The 20,939-nt window shown below is 69.0% G+C and carries 20 protein-coding genes; 8 read left to right on the top strand and 12 right to left on the bottom strand.

All coding sequences use genetic code 11. The annotated features are described in order from the left end of the window. Positions 1-61: 61 nt before the first annotated feature. From ELQ92_RS12965 to ELQ92_RS12975, 3 genes are all read right to left on the bottom strand, one after another. The gene (locus tag ELQ92_RS12965; RefSeq protein ID WP_243695029.1) at positions 62-1,534 is read right to left on the bottom strand and encodes a phytoene desaturase family protein; all 1,473 of its coding nucleotides are present in this window, start codon (positions 1,532-1,534) and stop codon (positions 62-64) included. Further along, the gene (locus tag ELQ92_RS12970) at positions 1,531-1,992 is read right to left on the bottom strand and encodes an SRPBCC family protein (protein ID WP_128499672.1); all 462 of its coding nucleotides are present in this window, start codon (positions 1,990-1,992) and stop codon (positions 1,531-1,533) included. Before ELQ92_RS12970 ends, ELQ92_RS12965 begins: the two co-directional genes overlap by 4 nt. Positions 1,993-2,166: 174 nt before the next feature. Beyond that, positions 2,167-2,409 carry a hypothetical protein gene (locus tag ELQ92_RS12975; RefSeq protein ID WP_128499674.1) on the bottom strand — a complete coding sequence of 81 codons (243 nt, stop codon included), beginning with the start codon at positions 2,407-2,409 and terminating at the stop codon, positions 2,167-2,169. Positions 2,410-2,530: 121 nt separating this feature from the next. Here ELQ92_RS12975 and ELQ92_RS12980 point away from each other — a divergent pair, with 121 nt between their 5' ends. Beyond that, positions 2,531-3,364: an SDR family NAD(P)-dependent oxidoreductase gene (locus ELQ92_RS12980; protein ID WP_128499676.1), complete on the top strand. Its 834-nt coding sequence runs from the start codon at positions 2,531-2,533 to the stop codon at positions 3,362-3,364. Between the two features lie 22 nt (positions 3,365-3,386). On the opposite strand, the gene ELQ92_RS12985 is transcribed toward ELQ92_RS12980, so the two are convergent. Beyond that, complete coding sequence (locus ELQ92_RS12985) at positions 3,387-3,965, bottom strand: MarR family winged helix-turn-helix transcriptional regulator (RefSeq protein WP_128499678.1); 579 nt, start codon at positions 3,963-3,965, stop codon at positions 3,387-3,389. Positions 3,966-4,105: 140 nt separating this feature from the next. Between ELQ92_RS12985 and ELQ92_RS12990 the strand changes: the two genes are divergently transcribed. After that, on the top strand, positions 4,106-5,020 hold the full coding sequence (locus ELQ92_RS12990) for a DNA/RNA non-specific endonuclease (protein ID WP_128499680.1): 915 nt from the start codon (positions 4,106-4,108) through the stop codon (positions 5,018-5,020). A gap of 12 nt (positions 5,021-5,032) precedes the next feature. On the opposite strand, the gene ELQ92_RS12995 is transcribed toward ELQ92_RS12990, so the two are convergent. The 7 genes from ELQ92_RS12995 to ELQ92_RS13025 all read right to left on the bottom strand — a co-directional run bounded on the left by ELQ92_RS12995 (position 5,033) and on the right by ELQ92_RS13025 (position 10,730). Next, a complete protein-coding gene (locus ELQ92_RS12995; protein WP_128499682.1) occupies positions 5,033-5,989 on the bottom strand; it encodes an SDR family NAD(P)-dependent oxidoreductase in 957 nt (318 codons plus the stop codon). Between the two features lies 1 nt (position 5,990). Further along, on the bottom strand, positions 5,991-6,641 hold the full coding sequence (locus tag ELQ92_RS13000; protein WP_128499684.1) for a DUF2231 domain-containing protein: 651 nt from the start codon (positions 6,639-6,641) through the stop codon (positions 5,991-5,993). Beyond that, positions 6,625-7,770 carry a YihY/virulence factor BrkB family protein gene (locus tag ELQ92_RS13005; RefSeq protein WP_128499686.1) on the bottom strand — a complete coding sequence of 382 codons (1,146 nt, stop codon included), beginning with the start codon at positions 7,768-7,770 and terminating at the stop codon, positions 6,625-6,627. The genes ELQ92_RS13000 and ELQ92_RS13005 overlap by 17 nt, the downstream gene beginning before the upstream one ends. A gap of 84 nt (positions 7,771-7,854) precedes the next feature. Further along, on the bottom strand, positions 7,855-8,121 hold the full coding sequence (locus ELQ92_RS13010; protein WP_128499688.1) for a hypothetical protein: 267 nt from the start codon (positions 8,119-8,121) through the stop codon (positions 7,855-7,857). Beyond that, entirely contained in the window at positions 8,118-8,495 is a 378-nt protein-coding gene (locus ELQ92_RS13015; RefSeq protein ID WP_128499690.1) for a YtxH domain-containing protein, read from the bottom strand. The genes ELQ92_RS13010 and ELQ92_RS13015 overlap by 4 nt, the downstream gene beginning before the upstream one ends. After that, positions 8,492-9,394, bottom strand: coding sequence for an alpha/beta fold hydrolase (locus ELQ92_RS13020; protein WP_128499692.1), 903 nt, complete (start codon positions 9,392-9,394; stop codon positions 8,492-8,494). Before ELQ92_RS13020 ends, ELQ92_RS13015 begins: the two co-directional genes overlap by 4 nt. Continuing rightward, the gene (locus tag ELQ92_RS13025; protein ID WP_243695030.1) at positions 9,381-10,730 is read right to left on the bottom strand and encodes an APC family permease; all 1,350 of its coding nucleotides are present in this window, start codon (positions 10,728-10,730) and stop codon (positions 9,381-9,383) included. Before ELQ92_RS13025 ends, ELQ92_RS13020 begins: the two co-directional genes overlap by 14 nt. Before the next feature lie 673 nt (positions 10,731-11,403). Here ELQ92_RS13025 and ELQ92_RS13030 point away from each other — a divergent pair. From ELQ92_RS13030 to pnuC, 6 genes are all read left to right on the top strand, one after another. Then, positions 11,404-12,663: an ROK family transcriptional regulator gene (locus tag ELQ92_RS13030; RefSeq protein ID WP_128499696.1), complete on the top strand. Its 1,260-nt coding sequence runs from the start codon at positions 11,404-11,406 to the stop codon at positions 12,661-12,663. A gap of 241 nt (positions 12,664-12,904) precedes the next feature. Continuing rightward, the gene (locus ELQ92_RS13035) at positions 12,905-14,263 is read left to right on the top strand and encodes an extracellular solute-binding protein (RefSeq protein ID WP_128499698.1); all 1,359 of its coding nucleotides are present in this window, start codon (positions 12,905-12,907) and stop codon (positions 14,261-14,263) included. After that, entirely contained in the window at positions 14,263-15,207 is a 945-nt protein-coding gene (locus ELQ92_RS13040; RefSeq protein WP_128499700.1) for a carbohydrate ABC transporter permease, read from the top strand. The genes ELQ92_RS13035 and ELQ92_RS13040 overlap by 1 nt, the downstream gene beginning before the upstream one ends. Before the next feature lie 94 nt (positions 15,208-15,301). Next, a complete protein-coding gene (locus ELQ92_RS13045; protein WP_128499931.1) occupies positions 15,302-16,132 on the top strand; it encodes a carbohydrate ABC transporter permease in 831 nt (276 codons plus the stop codon). A gap of 121 nt (positions 16,133-16,253) precedes the next feature. Beyond that, positions 16,254-19,304: an alpha-mannosidase gene (locus tag ELQ92_RS13050; protein WP_128499702.1), complete on the top strand. Its 3,051-nt coding sequence runs from the start codon at positions 16,254-16,256 to the stop codon at positions 19,302-19,304. Between the two features lie 148 nt (positions 19,305-19,452). After that, complete coding sequence (gene pnuC / locus ELQ92_RS13055; protein WP_128499704.1) at positions 19,453-20,136, top strand: nicotinamide riboside transporter PnuC; 684 nt, start codon at positions 19,453-19,455, stop codon at positions 20,134-20,136. Positions 20,137-20,175: 39 nt separating this feature from the next. Here the strand turns inward: pnuC and ELQ92_RS13060 are convergent, their stop codons facing one another. Further along, positions 20,176-20,862, bottom strand: coding sequence for a FadR/GntR family transcriptional regulator (locus ELQ92_RS13060; RefSeq protein WP_128499706.1), 687 nt, complete (start codon positions 20,860-20,862; stop codon positions 20,176-20,178). Positions 20,863-20,939 lie beyond the last annotated feature (77 nt).

Consider the following 20,939-nt stretch of genomic DNA (forward strand, 5'->3'; position numbering starts at 1 on the left):
GGCCCCGACGACCGACGCGCACTCCGCCGGTCGTCCGCCGACGGTGCCGGGACACCGACCGTCACGGCGCGAGAGACGGCATCGCCGTGATCCCGAACTCGTGGCGCAGGGCGCTCCGTGCCGCGTACCACCCCGCGAGGCCGTGGACACCCGGGCCGGGCGGCGTCGAGGAGGATGCCAGGTAGACGCCCTTCGCGGGAGTACGCCACGGGTCGGTCGACAGCACGGGACGCGCGATGAGCTGGCTCATGCTCGCCTCACCCGCGGCGATGTCACCGAGGATGTAATTCGGGTTGTCATTCTCCATGTCCTGCGCCGTCTTGCTCGACGTGGCGAGCACGAGATCACGGAAACCGGGAGCGAACCGCTCGATCTGTCGCGTGATGGTCTCGGTCTGATCGATGGACGAGTCACGCGGGACGTGTGTGTACGCCCAGAGGACGTGACCGCCGGCGGGAGCACGGCCGGCGTCGAGGATCGACGGCTGCGCGGCGAGCACATAGGGCGCTGAGCTGTGGCGCCCGGCGGCCACATCGGCTTCGGCGGACGCGATCTCGGCGCGGGTGCCGCCGACGTGGAGGGTCCCCGCCCGGCGGAGCTCCTCATTCGTCCACGGCACGGGGCCGGAGAGGGCGAAGTCGACCTTCGCGACCGCGTTGCCGTATCGGAAACGCGCGAGACGTCTCGCGTATCCGCTCGGCAGCCGGTCCCCCGCGATGCGCAGGAGTGCGCGCGGGCTCGTGTCGAAGAGCACCGCGCGGACGTCACCGAGCGCGGCAATGTCGGTGACCTCCGCGTCCGTGACGATCTCGCCGCCGTGGGCGAGCAGATCGTCGGCGAGGGCGTCGATGATCGCTTGACTACCTCCGACCGGGACGGGCCAGCCCCGACCGTGCGCGTAGGCGCCGAGGGACAGCGCGGCTCCCGCCGTCGCGAGGCTCGGCATCGGACGGATGGAGTGTGCGGCGACTCCCGTGAACATGGCCGGTGCCACGTCCTCGCGGAAACGGGCGTTCCACATGGGTAGACCCTGCTCGAGCGCGCGCAGACCGAAACGGGCGACCGTCACCGGGTGGCGCGGGATCTGGAGGATGGGGGAACCCGCGAATTGCGCGACCTCGTCGGCGTGCGCCGAGAGGGGCCCCATCAGCTGCTTCCAGGCGGCGCCGTCACGCCCGAGCGCATCGGCGGTGCGATCGATGTCCCGGTAGGCGATCCCCGCGCGACCGCCGTCGAGCGGGTGACCGTAGGAGACCTCGGGCAGCCGGAGCTCGATGCGCTCCTGCAACCGGAAGCGCCGGAAGAACCCGGACGCGAGAGCCATCGGATGGACCGCGGAGCACACGTCGTGCAGGAATCCGGGTAGCGTCGATTCGGCCGTCCGGGCACCGCCTCCGATCGTCGCGTTCCGCTCGAGGACACGGACCGACAATCCCGCGCGGGCGAGTGTCACCGCCGCCGCGAGGCCGTTCGGACCGGAACCGACGACGACGGCGTCGACGTCGGTGTCGAAATCGGCAGCGGCGCCGATCACGCCTTCTCCGGAGCGTCGCCGTTGTCCGACTTCCCCTCGGCGATGAAGGCGAGCCGCAAGAGGGTCTCGCGGTTCCGCAGGAAGAGGGGGATGTCGACGAGCGGTGCCGGCACGAGAGAACCGGGACCCTTGACGGCCTGCTCGCTGATGCGCACGACGCAACCGCGGTGGTGCGGCTTCACCTCGATCGTGACGCGCGCCTCGCCGATCGGCCATCCGGCGGGCTGCATGACGACACGCCGCGGCGGGTCGTACTCGAGGACCGTCGTCTCGTCGTTGATGAGGAACGGCCAGACGCCGAAGGAGTGTTGGAGCTTGTTCCCGGGGCGAGGCCAGTCGTCGTCCACGTCGCGCATCCGCGAGGCTCCGACGACCCAGACGGGGAAGAGCCAGCCGTTGTTGAGGACTCCGAAGACGTCTTCGGGTGTGCAGGCCATCACGCGTGTGTTCGTCGACATGTCCCCACGCTAGCGGCGGGAGACCCGCCGGAACACGGGGTGGACAGCGTCACGTGGCTCCGGACGTGCGAAACGACGCTCGCGCGAGCGGCGGGCACCATGGGCGGCGAAGAACCTGCTGATGGTGCGACGACCGCCGGTCAGAGCCAATCGCCGATCAGAGCCAATCGCCGATCAGAGCCGGCGGGATCGTCGGGCGATGACGAGCGCCGCGCCGGCGGCCATCACGCCGGCGAGCAGAGCGGCGTTGGCCGCCCAGCTCGTGCCGAGGAGATGCTCGAGCTCGAGATTCGCGATGCCGACGGTGCCGATCTGCGGGATGACGTCCTGGACGATCGCGACGCCGAGGAAGCCGGAGAGGACGACGAGGACCACGAACGCGGCCGCGCTGACGGCGAGAAGACTCCTGACCACCACGGCGGACTCCCTTCACCGGCGACTCTCCCATCGTCCCCCGGACGAGGGCCGTGCGCAATACCCGAGCAACACTCAGTTTCAATCCTCTCGACGGATCCGCCCAGCGCCGTAGGGTGGCGGCATGACGCAACGACGGACGATCGTGATCACCGGTGCGAGCGACGGGATCGGTGCGGCCGCCGCCCGCCGGCTCTCGCGCGACGGCCACGCCCTCGTGATCGTCGGTCGCTCACGCGAGAAGACGAACGCGGTCGCCGACGAGCTCGGCGCCGACCGCTACGTCTCCGACTTCGCGGAACTGGACCAGGTGCGCGACCTCGCGTCCGCCCTCCGCCAGAACCACCCCCGCATCGACGTCCTCGCGAACAACGCCGGCGGCGTCTTCGGCGACCGCACACGCACGGTCGACGGGTTCGAGAAGACCTTGCAGGTGAATCACCTCGCCCCCTTCCTCCTGACGAATCTCCTCATCGACACGCTGCTCGCCAGCCGAGCGACGGTGATCGCGACGTCGAGTGCCGCCGCACGGCTCTTCAGCCGGCTCGACATCGACGACCTCGACACCGAGCAGGGCTTCTCCGCGAACCGCGCGTACGGCAACGCGAAGCTCGAGAACATCCTCTTCACGCGGGAACTCGAACGCCGATACGGCGACCGCGGACTCGCCGCCGTCGCCTTCCACCCGGGAACGATCGCGACGGGGTTCGCGTCGGAGACCACGAGCCTCATGAGATTCGTGTACCGCACTCCGCTCCGTCGCGTACTCCTGCAGGGTCCCGAGACGGGGGCTGAGCAACTCGTCTGGCTCGCGACGAGTTCACCCGGCACCGATTGGGAACCGGGCGAGTACTACGAGAAGCGGTCCATCGCGAAGACGAGCACGCAGGCGTACGACGGGATGCTCGCCGAACGACTCTGGGAGGAGAGCGCCCGCCGGGTGGGTCTCAGCGCGTGAGTGGCCGAGGGCTGCGCCACGGTCAGCGTCCTGACGGCGAGGGGTTCGCGCTCCGCCCCACTCGTGACGGCTCCGATGCGGGCCCGTGGGTGTCGTGGGCGTCGTGGACATCGACGGCGTCGACTGCGTTGCGCATGCTGTCGAGGAAGCGCACGACCGTCTCGAGCTCATCGGGGTGGAGGGTCTCCGCGGCCGCGAGCATCCGCTTGTGCATCTGCCCGAGGGTCTGGCGCACCTCGTCGTCCGTCGCGACGGTGGGCACGAGGAGAAGCGCCCGGCGGTCGGTCGGGTGCGGCCGCCGTTCGACGTGGCCGCTGCGGACGAGACGGTCGATGAGCACCGTCGTGGAGGCCGACGAGATCTGCAGGTAGGTCGACAGATCGCGTGGTCCGACGGGGACGTCCTCCTTGGAGCGACGCAACAGGAATTGGAGGGCGAGGAGGTCCGTCTCGCCCATCTTCATGGACTCCCGTGTGCGACGCCGCATCGCCGTCTCGGACCGCCGGTAGCGACGCAGGGCGTTAAGCACGTCGACGGCGTGCGTCGTGCGACGTTCCTGTCCGTACCAGTAGCCGGAGGACGTGTCGCTCGGCTCAGTCATCCCCACAGTGTAGACGGAAGGGGCTAACCCCTTTCCACGCCCGCGAGGGGTTGCGGAGGCGGCCGGACGCGCCGCCTCCGCGGTCGCGACGACCCCGTCCGTTCACGCGGACGTCGGACGGTGGTGATTCACTGGCCCTCATGACGATCCCGCCGTCCGCCGCCACGCCGCCGTCGCTCCCTCTCGGGTACGACGAGGACTTCCTCGCCGTACCGCTGCCCCTCCCCCGTGCCCGCTCCGTCGCCGAGCCGAGGATCCTGCCGTACACCCATTTCACGGTCGCCCTCGATCCCGATCGACGTCTCGCGGCGGTCACCGGCGTGAACATCGACGGCGCCCGGATCGTCGACGTCGGTCGCGGTGACGACTGGCATCTCGACGATCGCATCCCGGCGGAGGAGCAGACCGGACCGGCGGTCTACGCGCGGAACGACCTCGACCGCGGACACCTCGTCCGCCGGCGCGATCCCGTCTGGGGAGAGCAGGCAGAAGCCGTCGCCGCCAACATCGACACCTTCTGCTACACGAACGCGGCCCCGCAGGCCGCCGAGTTCAATCAGGGAAAGGAACTCTGGGTGGGCCTCGAGGACCACGTCCTCGCCTACGCCGAGGCCACCGGCCTCCTGCTGTCCGTCTTCACGGGACCGGTCCTCGGCCCCCGAGACCCGCTCTACCGAGGCACGCGGATTCCGCTGCAGTTCTGGAAGATCGCCGCCTGGACGACGGGCGACACCGACGGCGGGGACGGCGGGGACGGCGGGGACGCACTGGCGCTCCACGCCGCGGCGTTCCTCCTCGATCAGACGCCGCAGCTGTCGGAGGTCGATCTCGCCGTGCTCGGGTCTCCCCCGCCGCTCGGCCCCTTCCGCACGTTCCAGGTCTCCGTGGCCGACGTCGGGGAGATCGCGGATCTCGATGTCTCGGCACTCGCCGACGCCGACGTCCTGCAGCCGCTACCGGCCGTACCGGCCCACGGTGCTCGACCCTCCGGACGGTGGCGTCAACTCCGTACGTGGACGGAGATCACGCTGAGATCGGTCGAGCCCGGCTCGTGAGGAAGGAGCGGCTCAGGAGCGCAGCGCTCGCGCCACCGCCAGGAGGGCGAGCGCTCCTGCCGAGACGAGCAGGAAGCGGCGGCGGCGCCGGCGCGCCCAGCCCCCCGTCACGCTGTTCGTCGCTCCCCCGGGCTCGAACACGTTCCCGCGCGTCTGCGGCTCGTCCGTACGACGCATCCCCATGACCCTCATCGCGGGGCGGACCGCGCGCTTGTAGCTCTCGGGAGCGAGGCCGTTGAATGCGATGAGCGACCCTTGCATGTTGCCGACGACCTTCGTGCGCGGGCCGTGCGCGTGCGAGGCCCGGACGATCGTCTTCGCGACCCGCTTCGGGGTCACGAGCGGAGGCAGCGGATGCATCTGAACTCCGGGCGAGTCCGCGGAGTGCTGGTAGATCGGGGTGTCGATCGTCGCGGGCAACACGGCGCTCACCCGGATCTTCGTGCCTTTCAGCTCCTCCTGCAGGACCTGCGCGAGCGCGAACGTGGCGTGTTTGCTCGCCGTGTACGGCGCGACATAGGGGGCCGTGACCTTGCCGAAGAGGGAGCTCGTGATGACGAGACTCCCGCCGCCCTGGGCCCGGAAGAAGGGCAGTGCGGCCCGGGCGGAGTAGACGACGCCGAAGAGGTTCGTCTCGATGACCTGGCGGAACACGTCGGGCGGCGTCTCCTCGAAGGAGCCGTAGCTGAAGACGGATGCATTGGCGACCCAGACGTCGATGCGACCGAAATGAGCGTTGGCGGCGAAGGCGAGAGCGTCGACCTGTCGCTCGTCGGACACATCGGTGACGACGACGAGCGCCTCGGCGCCACGAGCGCGGCACTCGTCCGCGACCTCCTCGAGGCTGTCCGCCGAGCGGGCGGCGAGCACGAGGCGGGCCCCTTCCGATGCGAATCGGTGCGCCGCTGCACGCCCGATCCCGCTCGACGCCCCCGTGATGACGACGACGCGTCCGAGACTCTTCCCCATGTCAGCGCCGCCGTGCCCCGAAGATGCGCGCTTGCTCGTCCTCGTCCGCGACGCGCACGCCGAAGTGATACGCGAGTTCTCCGCCGAGTGCGCCCGATCCCCCCACGATCGCCATCGCCACGAGGCTGATCACGAATGCGGGGACCGAGATCTCGTCGAGTCCGGTGAACCACCGGGTCACGAGGCTCACCGTGAAGAGCAGCATCGCGAGGAGGTTCGCCACCATGTGCACGGTGGCGACGGCGCGCGCGCGGGTCCCCGCGGGGATCTGGCTGTAGTCGAGGAAGCCGAGCAGCGCGGCGACCACCGCTCCGACGAGGCCGATCGCGACGAGAACCGCAGCCCCCAGCGTGAAAGCGCTCGGGTCGTCGACGAAGAACGCGATGATGTCGAAGACGACACTCGCCGCCCACGCGCCGATCGGGAGCGTGATCACGACCGCGTGCATGGGGTGCCCGTAGGGCCCGGCGAGCGCGATGCGTGGCCGCTTCGCGCGGGCCCTCCCGATGTACTCGGCCGGCGACTCCGGGGTGTCGATGGTCGCGTCGGCCGGCCCCACCGCGCTCGGAACGGCGCGTCCCGTGAGGGTCCTCGGAGCGGGCGGGGTGCTCGCGGCGCCCCCGGTGGTCTTCTCGTCAGCCGTGCCGGCCATGGGTGCGCTCCTGCTTCTCGTCATGATCGTTCTTCTCATCGTGATCGTGGTTCCCGTCGGACGATCCGTCCTCCGGCGGGGTCTTGCCGTGGGAGGTGCGGAGCTTCAGCCCGTCGAGCACGTCCTTCGCATGCTGGTCGGCTTTCTTGTCGCTCTGCTTCGTATCGCGGGGCGGCAACTGGATCGTCTCCTCCGCGGCGATCCCCGCTTGGAGTTCACGACCGCGCTCGAGTTCGGCGTCGAATTCCGCACCGAAGAGGAGCGCGATGTTCGTGATCCACAACCACAGCAGGAAGACGATCAGGGCGCCGAGCGACCCGTAGGTCGCGTTGTAGTTGCTGAAGTTCGCGACGTAGAAACCGAAAGCAGCGGTGGCGATCACCCACACGACGAGCGCGAGCACGGAGCCGAGACTCATCCACCGGAACTTCGGCTGCTTGATATTGGGCGACCAGTAGTAGAGCACGGCGATGACGACCACCGCGATGACGAGTAGCACTGGCCACTTCGCGATGTTCCACACCATGAGTGCCGCCGGGCCGAGCCCGATGACGTCGCCGATCGCCTCGGCGACGGGTCCGCTCAGCACGAGGATGAGAGCGCCGATCACGAGGAGCACGACCGTGAAGACGGTGACGCCGAGCATGGTCGGGCGGAGCTTCCAGATGGGGCGCCCCTCGTCGATCTGGTAGATCCTGTTCATCGCGCGACCGAAGGCGCCGACGTACCGGGATGCCGACCAGAGGGCGCCGAGAAGACCGGTGACGAAGGCGAACCCCGCCGCCGGCGAGGACACGAGTTGCTCGATCGGATCCCTCAACGCCGCGACGGCGTCGGCGCTTGCGAGGCTCTCGACCATCGTCAGGACCGTCTCGGTGGTCCTCTCGGCTGCTCCGAAGAGACCGAGGATGGACACGACGGCGAGGAGCCCGGGGAAGAGCGCGAGGACGGCGTAGTAGGTGAGCGCCGCTGCGAGGTCCGTGCACTGGTCCGCGCTGAACTCGCGCAGCGTCTTCTTGAGCACGTACAGGAGCGTCGGCTTCTGGATGTCCGTCGGGTCATCCGGCTTACGGGGATCGTCCGGATCTGGTGCCGTGCGTTCTCTGGTGGCTGCGGTGTCTTCCGCCATGGCCCTACCCCTCCTGCTGAGTTGTGCGCTACCCGGACCGGTCGGTCACCCGCGCCGGTCAGTGACCCGGATCAGTGACCCGGATCAGTGACGGTGCGACCGGACGGCCTGGACGATGCCGATGATGGCGACGACACCGATCGCGACGCCCGCGGCGATCGCGACGGGGAAAGCACGGTCGGCACCCCGCGCCTTCTGCCGCCAGCGGCGGTACCGGGCCGGAATGTTCACCCGCTCCTCTATCGCGCCGATGGTCTCGCGGAACTCGAGGCGGGCGCGTTCCAGATCGAGGTTGAGCTGGGGGATCGACGCGTCGGCCGATGGGGCCGACGCGTCTCCCGCCCCGGTCATCGGTCCGTGGAGGCCGAGCCCGGCGTCACGTCGCCGCTGTCACTCGACGTGCCGTCACTCGACGTGCTGTCACTCGACGTGCTGTCGCTCGAGGCACTGTCGCTCGAGGCACTGCCGCTCGACGTGCTGTCACCGCCCGTGCCCTTCTTGACCTTGCTCGCGACCGTGGACGCCGCGTCCTGGAGCTTGCTGCCCAGGACGGGCGCTTGCGATGACACGAACTCACCGGCCGTCTCGAGTCCCTTCTGGACCTTCGGGTCCTCCCAGGTCTCGGTGGCCTTCGCCTTGATCTTCTCGTACGCGCCACGACCCGCCTTGGAACCGAGCACGAAACCTGTGGCGGCACCGGCCAGGAAAATCAACTTCGTCTTCATGCGTTGCTCCTTCTCTCGAGTGTCGTTGTGTTGCCATCGTGGTCGCTCCGGCCGTGCCGTGCATGGCCTTGACGGATCGCGCGCGATCGGTCATTCGCGAGCGAGCGCACGAGAGCGGCGACGTCGTCGGGCACGATCAACTGCACGTGATGAGCGCCCGGAAGGGTGACGACACGCCCGTCAGGGAGGCTCGCGGCGAGGCGACGGACCCACTCGGTCCCGGCGATCGGGTCACGGGAGCCGCGGACGACGATGGTCGGGGCGGCGACCTCGGCCGCGCGCTCGATCGTGGGGTAGGCGAGCATGGCGGGCAATGTCTTCAGGTACCACCGGGGGCCGCAGCGCAGGTAGTCACGGATCACGATGGCGTTCGCGAGGGGACGCTCGCGCGTGCTGTCGACGGCGAGCGCCACCGCCTGATCGATCACCCGGGGATGGCGGTCGTCCACGACCGGGCCGACGAGCACGAGCCCCGTCACGAGATCCGGCCGGGACCGCGCAAGCTCCACACACACTTGTGTACCCATCGACTGCCCCACCGCCACCACTGAGCGCAGGCCCAGCAGTTCGGCGACCTCCGCGGCGACGACGGCGTCGTCCTCCACCGACAGGGGACGGGGCGGGCGCGGCGTTCCCCCGTAGCCCGGGAGCGTGACGCAGACGGCCCGGTGCGTCGCGGCGACGGCGGTCGCGACGGGCTCGAGGCTCGCGGAGGTCATGCCGATCCCGTGAACGAGCAGGACGACCGGATGACCCGTGGGTGCTCCCGATGGCCGCCCCGTGTCGACGATGTCGACGACGAGACCGCCCGTCAGCTCCAACCGCTTGCGATGGGCGGCGCCCCAGCCGCGCCATCTGCCGACGCTCGCGGAATGGCGACTCCGACTACGCGTCGGCATGCGTCGTCCGTCGTCGCGCGAGCGCCGTGATCACGAACAGCACGGCACCGATCGCGAGCAGCAGGAGCCCACGCAACCAGACCTCCCCACTCTGCTGCGTCAACAGGAAGACGCACGAGAGCGCGCCGAGCACCGGGATCACGGTCCAGGCGCGGTAGTGCTCGTGCTCCACCCGGTCCCGCCGCAGCACCAGGGCCGCGACGTTGGTGCTGAGGAACACGAAGAGGAGGAGGAGCACGACGGTCTCGGCGAGGGTCGCCACGTCCCCTGTGAAGGCGAGCACCATGGCGGCGAGGGTGGTGAGGGCGATCGCCACCCACGGCGTCCGGCGCTTCGGCAGCACGCGACCGAGAACGGACGGGAGCAGCCGCTGCTTCGCCATTCCGTACGCGAGCCTGCTCGACATGATGAGAGTGAGGAGTGCGCCGTTCGCCACCGCGATGAGTGCAATGAGGCTGAACAGCCATGCGGGCACACCCACCCCGGACGCCGCGACGACGTCGAGGAGCGGACCGGTCGAGTCCGCGAGCTCGTCCGCCGGCAGCGCTATCGACGCCGCTGTTCCGACGAGGACGTACATGACGCCCGCCACGAGGAGCGCGGAGAAGAGGGCGCGCGGGTAGACGCGGGAGGGATCGCGCACCTCTTCGATGACATTGGCCGACGTCTCGAATCCGACGAAGGAGTAGTAGGCGAGGATCGCGGCGCCGAACACCGCGAAAACCGGATCGATCCCCTCGGCGAACGTCACGGCACGCGAGAGGTCGCCGCCTCCGCCACCCAGGAGTATCGCCGCCGTCACGACGACGAGGACGAGACCGGAGGTCTCGATGAGGGTCATCACGAGGTTCGTGCGCATCGACTCCTTGATGCCGCGCGCATTGAGGAGCGCGACCGCGAGCAGGAAGACGACCGCGCCGAGCACGGGAGGCACGTCGATGAAGGTGCCCAGATAGTCGCCGCTGAAGGCGAGCGCGAGCCCCGCCGCACTCACGATCCCCGCGGCGAGCATGCTGAATCCGACGAGGAAGGAGACGAACGACGACCGGAACGCGCGCTGTGCGAACACCGCCGATCCGCCGGCCTTCGGATACTTGGTCACGAGTTCCGCGTACGACGCCGCGGTGAGCAGGGACAACAGCAGGGCGACGATCATCGGGGCCCAGGTGACGCCGCCCACCTCGGCGGCGATGGTCCCGACGAGCGCGTAGACGCCAGCGCCGAGCACGTCGCCGAGGATGAAAAGGAAGAGCAGTCTGCCGGTGATGTCGCGCTTGAGCGCGCCGCCGTCAGGGGCCGCGTCGTGGATATCTGCAGTGTCGTCGGTCGTACTCACTCGGGCGACAGTAGGCGATGGCACGGCACGGGCGCGCGGCATTGCGCGGCGCAGCGCAAATCGCTATCGCGGCCCTCTCGCGACCGGCACGAGCCCCCTCTCCTGCTCCCGAGCGGCCTCACCGATGGCTACGAGGACATCCGCGAGATCCATGCCGAGGTCACCATGATCGGCATCCCCCTCGGCGGGCGGGATGTCCCATGACATCGACCATGTTCCTTGAACGATCGACGGATACGGCGGACGCGCTCAACACCTCGGCCGCCCGTCGACCACGTTCGGTCCATCGATCGCGTGGCGAGAGGCGCAACAACGCTGCCTTCAGCTGTGAGAACATCGTCTGGCGAAAGTGTCAGTACCCACGCCTCGCAAACCCGTCACGATCATCGACTGTTCGGATCTCCCCCGACTCAGGCGCCGCAGCAGGGTATCGAATGCCGACGTCTGATCTTCTCGTCCGACGAGCACTTCGGGGGACGCGCCGGCGTTCGGTGTATACGGGTTGTCGATGCTCTCCATGGCCCTTTTTGTGAATGAGAAAAACCCCTCTAAACCTTCAAAAGTCGGGTCGACCTCCCGAAAGGCGCCGGATGGTTCATGATGTGAGAACGCCGGGGGCCCGCGTGAACGGATCGAGCCCTCACGTCGTCATCGGCCGGGAGAGAGGGGCTCGTTGCGTAAAGGACACAACCTGCTGGCGGTCGGCGACTACAACCAGGCCGTCATCCTCGACCTGATCCGTCGCGCCTCCCCCGGTCTCAGCCGCGTCGAGATCGCGGGGGAGACCGGGCTGTCCGCCCAGACCGTCTCGAACGTCACCCGGAGGCTGCTGAAGGCCGGTCTGGTCAAGGAGGGCGAGCGACTCATCGCCGGACCGGGCAAGCCCAGAACTCTCGTCGAGCTGGTGCGGACGAGCCGATACGCCGTCGGGGTGCACCTCGATCCCACCGTCGTGACCTACGCGCTGCTCGATCTCGCGGGCGAGGTCGTCGCCGACCACCGCACCCCCACTCCGTCGGCCGCCGACCCCGACACGGTCATCGCGCTCATGGCCGAGGAGGTGCGCGCCCTGCTGGCCCGCGAGGACGTCGCGCGCGCGAGTGTGCTCGGTGTGGGCATCGCGGCCCCCGGACCGCTCGACTCGACGCAAGGCATCCTGCTCGACCCTCCACTCCTCGAGGGCTGGCAGCACGTCCCGCTCCGCGACGCCCTCGCGGAGGCCACGGGCTTCCCCGTCGTGCTCGAGAAGGACGTGACCGCGGCCGCCGTCGCGGAGTTATGGGTGGACTCCGGAGAGGACCGCGACAACTTCGCCTTCTTCTACTACGGCACCGGGATCGGCATCGGCCTCGTCGTCGACCACGAGGTGCTCCGCGGAGCGAGTGACAACGCCGGCGACATGGGGCATCTCATGGTGCAAGCGGACGGTCCCGTCTGTGCGTGCGGGCGGCGGGGCTGCGTCGGCGATCTCGTCGTGCCCTTCCGCCTCGTGCAGCGAGCCGTCAGCTCGGGTATCCTCGGCCCGACGGCCTCCATCGACACTCCGCTCGACGGGCCGGTCCGACACATCGACTTCGACGAGACGGACCACCGGTTCACCGAGTTCACGGCGGCGGCCCGCCGCGGGGATGCCGCAGCCGTTGCGATCTCCGACGACGCCGCGACGCACATCGCTCGCGCCCTCGTCTCCGTCGTCAATCTCCTCGACATCGATCACGTCGTGTGCGGCGGACCGTTCTGGCGACGCATCGCCCCCATCCTCCGCGAGCGGATCGAGCGCCTCGTGGCCGACGACCCCGCCCTCATCCCGAGTCACCCCGTCACCGTGGAGAGTTCGGCGATCGGCGAGGACGTCGCGGCGGTCGGGGCAGGTTGCCTCGTCCTCGACCAGACGTTGTCGCCGCGCCCGTCGGCACTCCTCATCGCCGGCTGACCGGCCAGCCCCGTCACCGAGCTCGTCGAGACGACACCGGTGTCGGTGTCGGTGTCGGTGTGGGTGTCGGTGTCGGTGTCAGCGTCAGTGTCGGTGTCGGTGTCGGTGTCGGTGTCAGCCGCATAACGGTTCCCCGAAATGTATTGACATGGGTTACTCCAATCGTTTTACATATACCGAGACCGCGGGCCGTGGCACTGTCGCCACGAAGCCGGGGACGGTCGTGGAGCAAAGGAGCACCATGAAACAGCGCCACCTCGGAATCGCGGCGATCGCCGCGACCTCCGTCCTTCTCTTCTCCGGCTGCGCAGCCGGAGGCGACGGAGGCGACGCGGACACCCTCAAGGTCGCGTACCAGAAGTTCGGGCAGTTCACTCAGATGGACGCACACATGAAGAAGGTCAAGGAGGAGTTCGAAGCCGCCAACGAGGGGATGACGGTCGAACTCGTCCCGATCGAGGCCCAGGAAGCCGACTACTTCGCGAAGCTCGCCCTCATGAACCGGTCAGCCGCGACGGCGCCCGACGTCATGTACGAGGACACCTTCATGGTGAAGACGGACGTCGAGGCGGGTTACCTCGCCCCGCTCGACGACTACATCGCCGAGTGGGAGGACTGGGAACAGTTCCCCGAGAACGCGCGACAGGCGGGCGCCGGTGACGACGGCAAGATCTACGGCATCCCGATGGGGACCGACACACGCGCGATCTGGTACAACCAGGAGATCCTCTCCGCCGCCGGCGTCGAGGTGCCCTGGGCGCCCGAGACCTGGGACGACATCCTCGAGACGGCCGAGGCCGTCAAGGCCTACGACCCCGAGATCGTGCCCTTCAACATCTACTCCGGCAAGGGCCAGTCGGAGGGCGCTTCGATGCAGGGCTTCCAGATGCTGCTTTCCGGCACCGAGGACGAACTCTTCGACACCGACGAGCAGAAGTGGATCCTCGGCTCGCAGGGCTTCGAGGACTCGCTCGGTTTCATCGAGGACATCTACCAGGGCGGACTCGGACCGACACCGCAGCAGGCCCTCGACAAGAACATCGGCACGACCATCAACAGCGAGTGGATCCCGGGCGGGACGCTCGCGATGAGTCTCGACGGCTCGTGGGCGAGCGGGACCTGGATCGAGACGGGATCGTCGCCGTGGCCGGAGTGGTCCGAGGTGCTGCAGGTCGCCGCGATGCCGACGCAGGAGGGGCAGGAGCCCGGCCGCACGAGCATGTCGGGCGGATGGACGCTCGCGATGGGCGCCGGATCGCAGAACAAGGACGCCGCGTGGGACTTCATCAGCACCGCGCTCAACCAGGAGAACTCGCTCAGCTACGACGTCGCCGCGAGCCAGGTGGCCGTCCGCACGGACGTCGCCGAGGACCCCGAGTACACGGACGCGAACCCGACCTTCGGGTTCTTCTCCGAGCTCGTGTCCGACACGCACTTCCGTCCGGCGAACTCCGACTACTCGAAGATCTCGGCGGAGATCACCGTCGCGATGGAGTCTGTCATGACCGGTCAGCAGTCACCCGAGGAGGCCGCCGCGACCTACGACCAAGCGGTCATCGGGATCGTGGGCGAGGAGAACACCATGGCGGCGTCGAACTGATGACGACCACCGCTCCGACGGCCCTGGGCGCTCCCACAGCGCCCGGGGCCGGGCGGCCGGCGCAGCGGAAGCGGCGACCCGGACGCACGCTCCTCCGCAGCGCCCCGCTGCTGCCCGCGATCGTCCTGCTCGCCGTCTTCCTGCTCGGTCCGGTCGTCTCGTCGCTCTATGGCTCGCTCACCGACTCGTCACTGAGCGGCGCCTCCGCCTCGAACGCGGAGTTCGTGGGTCTCGACAACTACACGAGCCTCTTCAGCGACCCCGACTTCCCGAAGTCGGTGCTCCTCACGCTCGTGTTCCTCGTGGCCTCGGCCCTCATCGGGCAGAACGCGCTCGGCCTTGGACTCGCCGTCCTCATGCAGTCGTCGCACAAGCCCGTGCGCGTGATCGTCTCGACGATCGTCGTGACCGCATGGGTACTCCCGGAGATCGTCGCCTCGTTCGCCGCATACGCCTTCTTCAACGACGGCGGCACCCTCAACACGATGCTCACGGGACTCGGTATCCCGGGGGTGAACTGGCTCTACGTGTTCCCGATGCTCTGCGTGATCCTCGCGAACATCTGGCGCGGCACAGCGTTCTCGATGCTCGTCTACACGGCGGCGCTCAACGACGTCCCACCGGAGATCACCGAGGCGGCGGAGGTCGACGGTGCACGCGGGTGGCAGCGCTTCACCCTCGTGACCGTGCCGATGATCCGGCGGAGCATCTCGACGAACCTCATGCTCACGACGCTGCAGACGCTCTCCGTCTTCGCCCTCATCTTCGTCATGACGGGCGGCGGTCCCGGCACCGACAGCACGACACTGCCGCTGCTGGCGTACCAGGAGGCCTTCCGCTTCGGCGAGCTGGGCTTCGGCACCGCGATCGCGACGATCCTGCTCCTCGTCGGCGCCGTTTTCGGCGTCCTCTACATCCGCGCCCTCAAGCCGGAGGTGGACTGACATGGTGAAGACCACAGCGGCCGAACGCGCCCTCGTGGGGCCGGAGACGTCGACGCGGTCGATCACGACGGCGGACGCGAAGCGGGAATTCAGCATGGCCGCCCCCCGTGGCCGTGCGATGCGCTGGTTCTCGAGCATCGTGCTCGTCGTGATCGGGATCGTCTTCCTCCTCCCGCTCGTGTGGCTGGTCCTCGCGTCGCTCGACGCGAGCGCGAGCCTGTCGGTGAAGTGGCCGGAGGCGCCCTCCTTCAACAACTTCCTCACGGTCCTCACGCCCGAGACGTCGCTCATCCCGCTCACGAACAGCTTCATCCTCTCAGCCGGGTGCGCGGTCGTGACGGTGCTCGCGGCGATCCTCGCCGCGTACCCGCTGTCGCGCTACTCGATGCGGATCAACAAACCGTTCCTCTACGGCGTGCTGTTCGGCACGTGTCTGCCCATCACCGCCATGATGGTGCCGGTGTACGCGTTGTTCGTGGCGTTCAACCTCATCGACAACATGGTCGGAACGATCCTGTTCCTCGCCGCGACCTCGCTGCCCATGGCGATCTGGATGATGAAGAACTTCATGGACTCCGTCCCGATCTCCCTCGAGGAGGCCGCGTGGACGGACGGGGCGTCGGCGATGCGGACCCTCCGCGCGATCGTCGTCCCACTCATGCGGCCCGGCATCGCGGTCGTGTTCATCTTCGTCTTCATCCAGACGTGGGGGAACTTCTTCATCCCGTTCGTGCTCCTGCTGAGCCCAGAGAAGCTTCCGGCCGCGGTCAGCATCTTCTCGTTCTTCGGCCAGTACGGCTCGGTCGCGTACGGGCAGCTCGCCGCGTTCTCGCTGCTCTATTCGGTCCCCGTTCTCGCGCTCTACGTCCTCGTCACCCGGCTCGGCGGGGGGTCGTTCGCACTCGCCGGCGCCGTGAAAGGCTGACGCGCGACGCCTCCACCCTCGCCCGACGTCCCCCGTTCTCCCCATCCGTCCACTCCTGCACGACACCCGCCCCTGGCGCGTCGATCATCGACCGACGCCCCTCACAGAAGGAATCCTCTTCATGCCAGATCCCGTCAGCTTCGTCGACCTCCGCATCCGCCGCTTCGTGTCGGAACGTGTGACTCCGGCGATCTACCGCGAGCGCGAGCCCCTCACCGTCACCGCATGGGACGTCCCGGGCGAGCCCGTGCCGTTCTCCGACGCGGTCGGCCAGGAGTTCCGCCCGTTCACGGTGGGCGAGGAGTGGAGCCGCCCCTGGGGTACGACGTGGTTCCACCTCACGGGAACGATCCCGGCGGAGTGGACGACCGAGGGGACGGCGATCGAGCTCCTCCTCGACCTCGGCTTCGTGACGGGACACCCCGGTTTCCAGGCCGAGGGGCTCGTCTGGGACACCGACGGGAACATCGTGAAGGCCGTCGAACCGATGAACAACGCCGTCCCGCTGCGACTCGGGCCGGGCGACGCGATCGACCTGTACGTCGAGGCGGCGTCGAACCCCGACGTGCAGGGCGAGTCGGTGTACGCGCCGACCCACCTCGGCGACCTCGCGACGTCGGGTGACGAGCCCCTCTACCGCACCCGGATCATGGACGTCGCCCTCCGCGATGTGACGGTCTGGGAGCTCGCGCAGGACATCTGGACGCTCGACGGCCTGTGGCGCGAACTCGGCGACGAGCTCCCGCGCCGCGCCGAGATCCTGCGCGGGCTGGAGCGGGTCATCGACGCGGTCGACCCCGACGACGTCGCCGGGACCGCACAAGCGGGTCGTGATGTCCTCGCACCGCTCCTCGCCTCCCCCGCGTACGCGTCGGCGCACCGCCTCGTCGCGGTCGGCCACGCCCACATCGACTCCGCGTGGCTCTGGCCCGTGCGCGAGACGATCCGCAAGTGCGCCCGCACCTTCTCGAACGTCCTCGCCCTCATGGACGAGAACGACGAGTTCCTCTTCGCGTGCTCGTCGGCGCAGCAGTTCGCGTGGATGAAGGAGTTCTACCCGGACCTCTTCGCCCGCATCCGTGAGCGCGTCCTCGAGGGCCGCTTCGTCCCCGTCGGCGGCATGTGGGTCGAGTCCGACACGAACCTCCCGGGCGGTGAGGCGATGGCGCGGCAGTTCGTCGCCGGGAAGGGCTTCTTCCTCCGCGAGTTCGGCATCGACACCCCCGAGGTCTGGCTGCCCGACTCCTTCGGCTACTCCGCCGCGATGCCGCAGATCGTGCGCGCGTCCGGGTCGCGGTACTTCCTGACGCAGAAGCCGTCGTGGAACGAGACGAACGTCATGCCGCACCACACGTTCGCGTGGGAAGGCATCGACGGGACCCGCGTCTTCACGCACTTCCCGCCCGTCGACACCTACAACGCGGTCCTCTCCGCCGAGGACCTCCACCGGGCGCAGCGCCAGTACAAGGAGAAGGGTGACGCGAACGCGTCGCTCGTGCCCTTCGGCTACGGCGACGGCGGCGGCGGACCGACGCGCGAGATGGTCGCGGCGGCCGAGCGCACGAAGAGCCTGGAGGGCTCCCCCACCGTCGAGATGGCGAGCCCGCTGTCGTTCTTCGAACGCGCCGAGGCCGAGCTGCCGAAGCCGCCCGTCTGGTCGGGCGAGCTCTACCTCGAGTTCCACCGCGGCACCTACACGTCGCAGGCGCGCACGAAGCGCGGCAACCGCCGCAGCGAGCACCTGCTGCGCGAGGCGGAGCTGTGGGCGACCGCCGCGTCGATCCGCGCGGGCCTCGAGTACCCGTGGGCGGAACTCGACGAGGCGTGGCACACGGTCCTGCTGAACCAGTTCCACGACATCCTCCCGGGATCCTCCATCGCCTGGGTGTACGAGGTCGCCGAGGCGCACTACGAGCGCGTCGCCGGTGTGCTCGAGGGCATCGTCGAGCGGTCGCTCGCAGCTCTCGCCGGCGCGGGAGAGAACGTCCTGCTCGCGAACGCCGGCCCCTACGGCGTCGACGGCGTCCCCGCACTGGGCGGCGGCTCGGCGTCCGCGGGCACCGATGCGGACGGGGTGCGCGTCGACCGTTCCGGCGACGACATCACGCTCGACAACGGTCTGCTCCGAGTCGTCATCGACGGCGAGGGGCTCGTCTCCTCCCTGTTCGACGTCGTGGCCGAGCGTGAACTCGTCGCCCCCGGCGAGCGCGCGGGCCAACTCTGGATCTACCGCGACACCCCCGCTCAGTGGGATGCGTGGGACATCGACGTGCACTACCAGCGGCACGGTTCCGCCATCACGGTGGTCGATGCGATCGAGGTGGTGTCGGAGGACGCGCGGCGGGCCGTCGTGCGCGTCACGCGATCGCACGGCGAGAGCACGTTCGTGCAGGAGTTCGCGCTCGCGGCCGACCGGCCGACGCTCGACCTCACGACGGACGTCGACTGGCACGAGCGGCAGAAGCTCCTGAAGCTCGCATTCCCCCTCGACGTGCACGCGGAGCGCGCGTCGAGCGAGATCCAGTTCGGGCACATCAACCGTCCGACGCACGCGAACACGTCGTGGGACGCAGCGCGCTTCGAGACGAGCGCACACCGCTGGGTGCACGTCGGCGAGCCGGGCTACGGAGTCGCCGTCGCGAACGACTCGACGTACGGCCACGACATCACCCGCTCGACCCGCGAGGTGGACCGGGGCGGCGATGGCGGCACGACGACGCTCGTGCGTGAGTCGCTCCTCCGGGCACCGACGTTCCCGGACCCGCACGCCGATCAGGGCCGCCACGTCCTCCGCACGTCGATCCGCGTGGGAGCCGACGTGCTCGACGCCGCAGCGGAGGGCTACCGCCTGAACATCCCGCCGCGCGAGATCACCGGGGCCGACGAGATCGCGCCGGTGCTCACGGTCGACGACACCGCGGTCGTCGTCGAGGCCGTGAAGCTCGCGGAGGACCGGAGCGGCGACGTCGTCGTCCGCCTCTACGAGGCGCGTGGTTCGAAGGCGCGCTCGCGTGTGACGGCGGGCTTCGCGTTCGCGTCAGTCACGGAGACGGACCTCCTCGAGCGCGACGTCGACCAGCAGGCGCTCGTCGCGGACGACGACACGCTCACCCTCTCCCTCCGCCCCTTCCAGCTCGTCACGCTCCGCTTCCACGGCGTCACCCCCCGCTGACCCCCCTGAACACTTCCGATGTGCACGAATTTTCGTGCACATCGGAAGTGTTTAAGGGGGAGAGCGGGGGGCGGCGGGCGCGACCCTAGGGTGGGAGGGGACCGGGAAGGCCGGGAAGGGTTCCGGCGGCGGGCGCGTTAGGGGCGGGGTGGAGTTCATACTGTGGCTGTTCGATGCGCAACTGCGCATCGGTGACCAGGCGATCCTCTGGCGCGAAGTGCTCGGCAACGTCTTCGGGCTCCTGAGCGCTCTCGGGGGCATGCGCCGCAAGGTCTGGGCGTGGCCGATCGGGATCGTGGGGAACCTCCTCCTCCTGACCGTCTTCCTGGGCGCCGTCTTCAACACCCCGAATCCCGTGAATCTCCTCGGCCAGGCCGGGCGGCAGATCATGTTCATCGCCGTGTCGATCTACGGCTGGTACCGGTGGCGGACTGCGAGCCGAAACGGCGGCACGGCCGTCGAACCCCACTGGGCCGGGTGGCGGAATCGGGTGTTCCTCGTCGTCGCCCTCGTGGGCGGCACCGCCCTCCTCACGCCGCTGTTCCGCGCGCTCGGATCGTACGAACCCGTGTGGGCGGACGCGTGGATCTTCGTCGGCTCCCTGCTCGCGACCTACGGGATGGCGAAGGGCTGGGTCGAGTTCTGGCTCATCTGGGTCGCCGTCGACCTCGTGGGCGTGCCCCTGCTCTTCAGTGCCGGCTACTACGCCTCCGGCTTCATGTACGTCTTCTACGGGGCGTTCACGCTCTTCGGCTTCGTCGTATGGGCCCGGTCCCGCCGACGGAAGCCCTCCGTCGAGACGCTCTTCCCCGATCCGACCCTTCAGAGCTGACGGCCCCCACCGGACGACGGCAGCGCTCGCCCGCCGCCCTCAGTTCTCGGGCGCCGGTTGCAGCGTCGACAGCCAGAACTCGGTCCGTGCGACGTGTGATGCGGCCGCCGCCGTGGCGGCCGCCGGATCGCGGCGCGCGATCGCCTCGACGATCGCTCGGTGCCCCTCGTCGCTCGTCCGCTTGACGGGCGCGGCGGGGTCGGAATCGAAGATCTTGTAGTGGCGACCGCGCGAGCGGAAGACGGCGATGAGCGATGTCACCGTGGGGTTCCCCGCCGCGACCGAGATCGCCTCGTGGAATTCGTCGTCGAGCTCGGCGACGGTCGAGACGTCACCACTCGCCTCCATGGCGTCGCACAGGGCAGTGAGCCGCTCGACGAGTCCCTCCGGGGCACGGGCGGCGGCCTGCGCCGCGGCGTTGCCCTCGAGCACACGACGGATCTCGAAGAGCTGCAGGAGACCGTCGAGCGGGAGCAGGTCGACCGTGAGCGAGAACCCGCGCACCACGTCGGCCGGATCGAGCCGGGACACGTAGGTGCCCGATCCATGGCGCACCTCGATGACCCCGAGCGTATCGAGGACACGGACGGCCTCGCGGAGGGAGCTTCGGGACACGTCGAGACGACTGCAGAGCTCGGCCTCGGGAGGAAATCTCTGGCCCGGTCCGAGCTCCCCCGAGGAGATCATGTGGCGAAGCCCGTCGAGAGCCGTCTTCATCACCGTCATGGGCGACCTTTCGTGTGACTGTCATCGTAGAGGCTCGCGCCTTCCACCTCACTCATCTGATGACTTTCCTGACGCTC

This window comes from Labedella populi (assembly GCF_004078655.1).
GTDB classification, from domain to species: Bacteria; Actinomycetota; Actinomycetes; order Actinomycetales; family Microbacteriaceae; genus Labedella; species Labedella populi.

Coding starts and splice junctions, on each gene's coding strand:
- ELQ92_RS13010 (WP_128499688.1), bottom strand. CDS start 8,121: ATGACCGGGGCGGGAGACGCGTCGGCCCCATCGGCCGACGCGTCGATC.
- ELQ92_RS13000 (WP_128499684.1), bottom strand. CDS start 6,641: ATGGCCGGCACGGCTGACGAGAAGACCACCGGGGGCGCCGCGAGCACC.
- ELQ92_RS13035 (WP_128499698.1), top strand. CDS start 12,905: ATGAAACAGCGCCACCTCGGAATCGCGGCGATCGCCGCGACCTCCGTC.
- ELQ92_RS13060 (WP_128499706.1), bottom strand. CDS start 20,862: ATGACGGTGATGAAGACGGCTCTCGACGGGCTTCGCCACATGATCTCC.
- ELQ92_RS13045 (WP_128499931.1), top strand. CDS start 15,302: ATGGCCGCCCCCCGTGGCCGTGCGATGCGCTGGTTCTCGAGCATCGTG.
- ELQ92_RS13015 (WP_128499690.1), bottom strand. CDS start 8,495: ATGAAGACGAAGTTGATTTTCCTGGCCGGTGCCGCCACAGGTTTCGTG.
- ELQ92_RS12985 (WP_128499678.1), bottom strand. CDS start 3,965: ATGACTGAGCCGAGCGACACGTCCTCCGGCTACTGGTACGGACAGGAA.
- ELQ92_RS13050 (WP_128499702.1), top strand. CDS start 16,254: ATGCCAGATCCCGTCAGCTTCGTCGACCTCCGCATCCGCCGCTTCGTG.
- ELQ92_RS12995 (WP_128499682.1), bottom strand. CDS start 5,989: ATGGGGAAGAGTCTCGGACGCGTCGTCGTCATCACGGGGGCGTCGAGC.
- ELQ92_RS12980 (WP_128499676.1), top strand. CDS start 2,531: ATGACGCAACGACGGACGATCGTGATCACCGGTGCGAGCGACGGGATC.
- ELQ92_RS13005 (WP_128499686.1), bottom strand. CDS start 7,770: ATGGCGGAAGACACCGCAGCCACCAGAGAACGCACGGCACCAGATCCG.
- ELQ92_RS13020 (WP_128499692.1), bottom strand. CDS start 9,394: ATGCCGACGCGTAGTCGGAGTCGCCATTCCGCGAGCGTCGGCAGATGG.
- ELQ92_RS12970 (WP_128499672.1), bottom strand. CDS start 1,992: ATGTCGACGAACACACGCGTGATGGCCTGCACACCCGAAGACGTCTTC.
- ELQ92_RS13040 (WP_128499700.1), top strand. CDS start 14,263: ATGACGACCACCGCTCCGACGGCCCTGGGCGCTCCCACAGCGCCCGGG.
- ELQ92_RS12990 (WP_128499680.1), top strand. CDS start 4,106: ATGACGATCCCGCCGTCCGCCGCCACGCCGCCGTCGCTCCCTCTCGGG.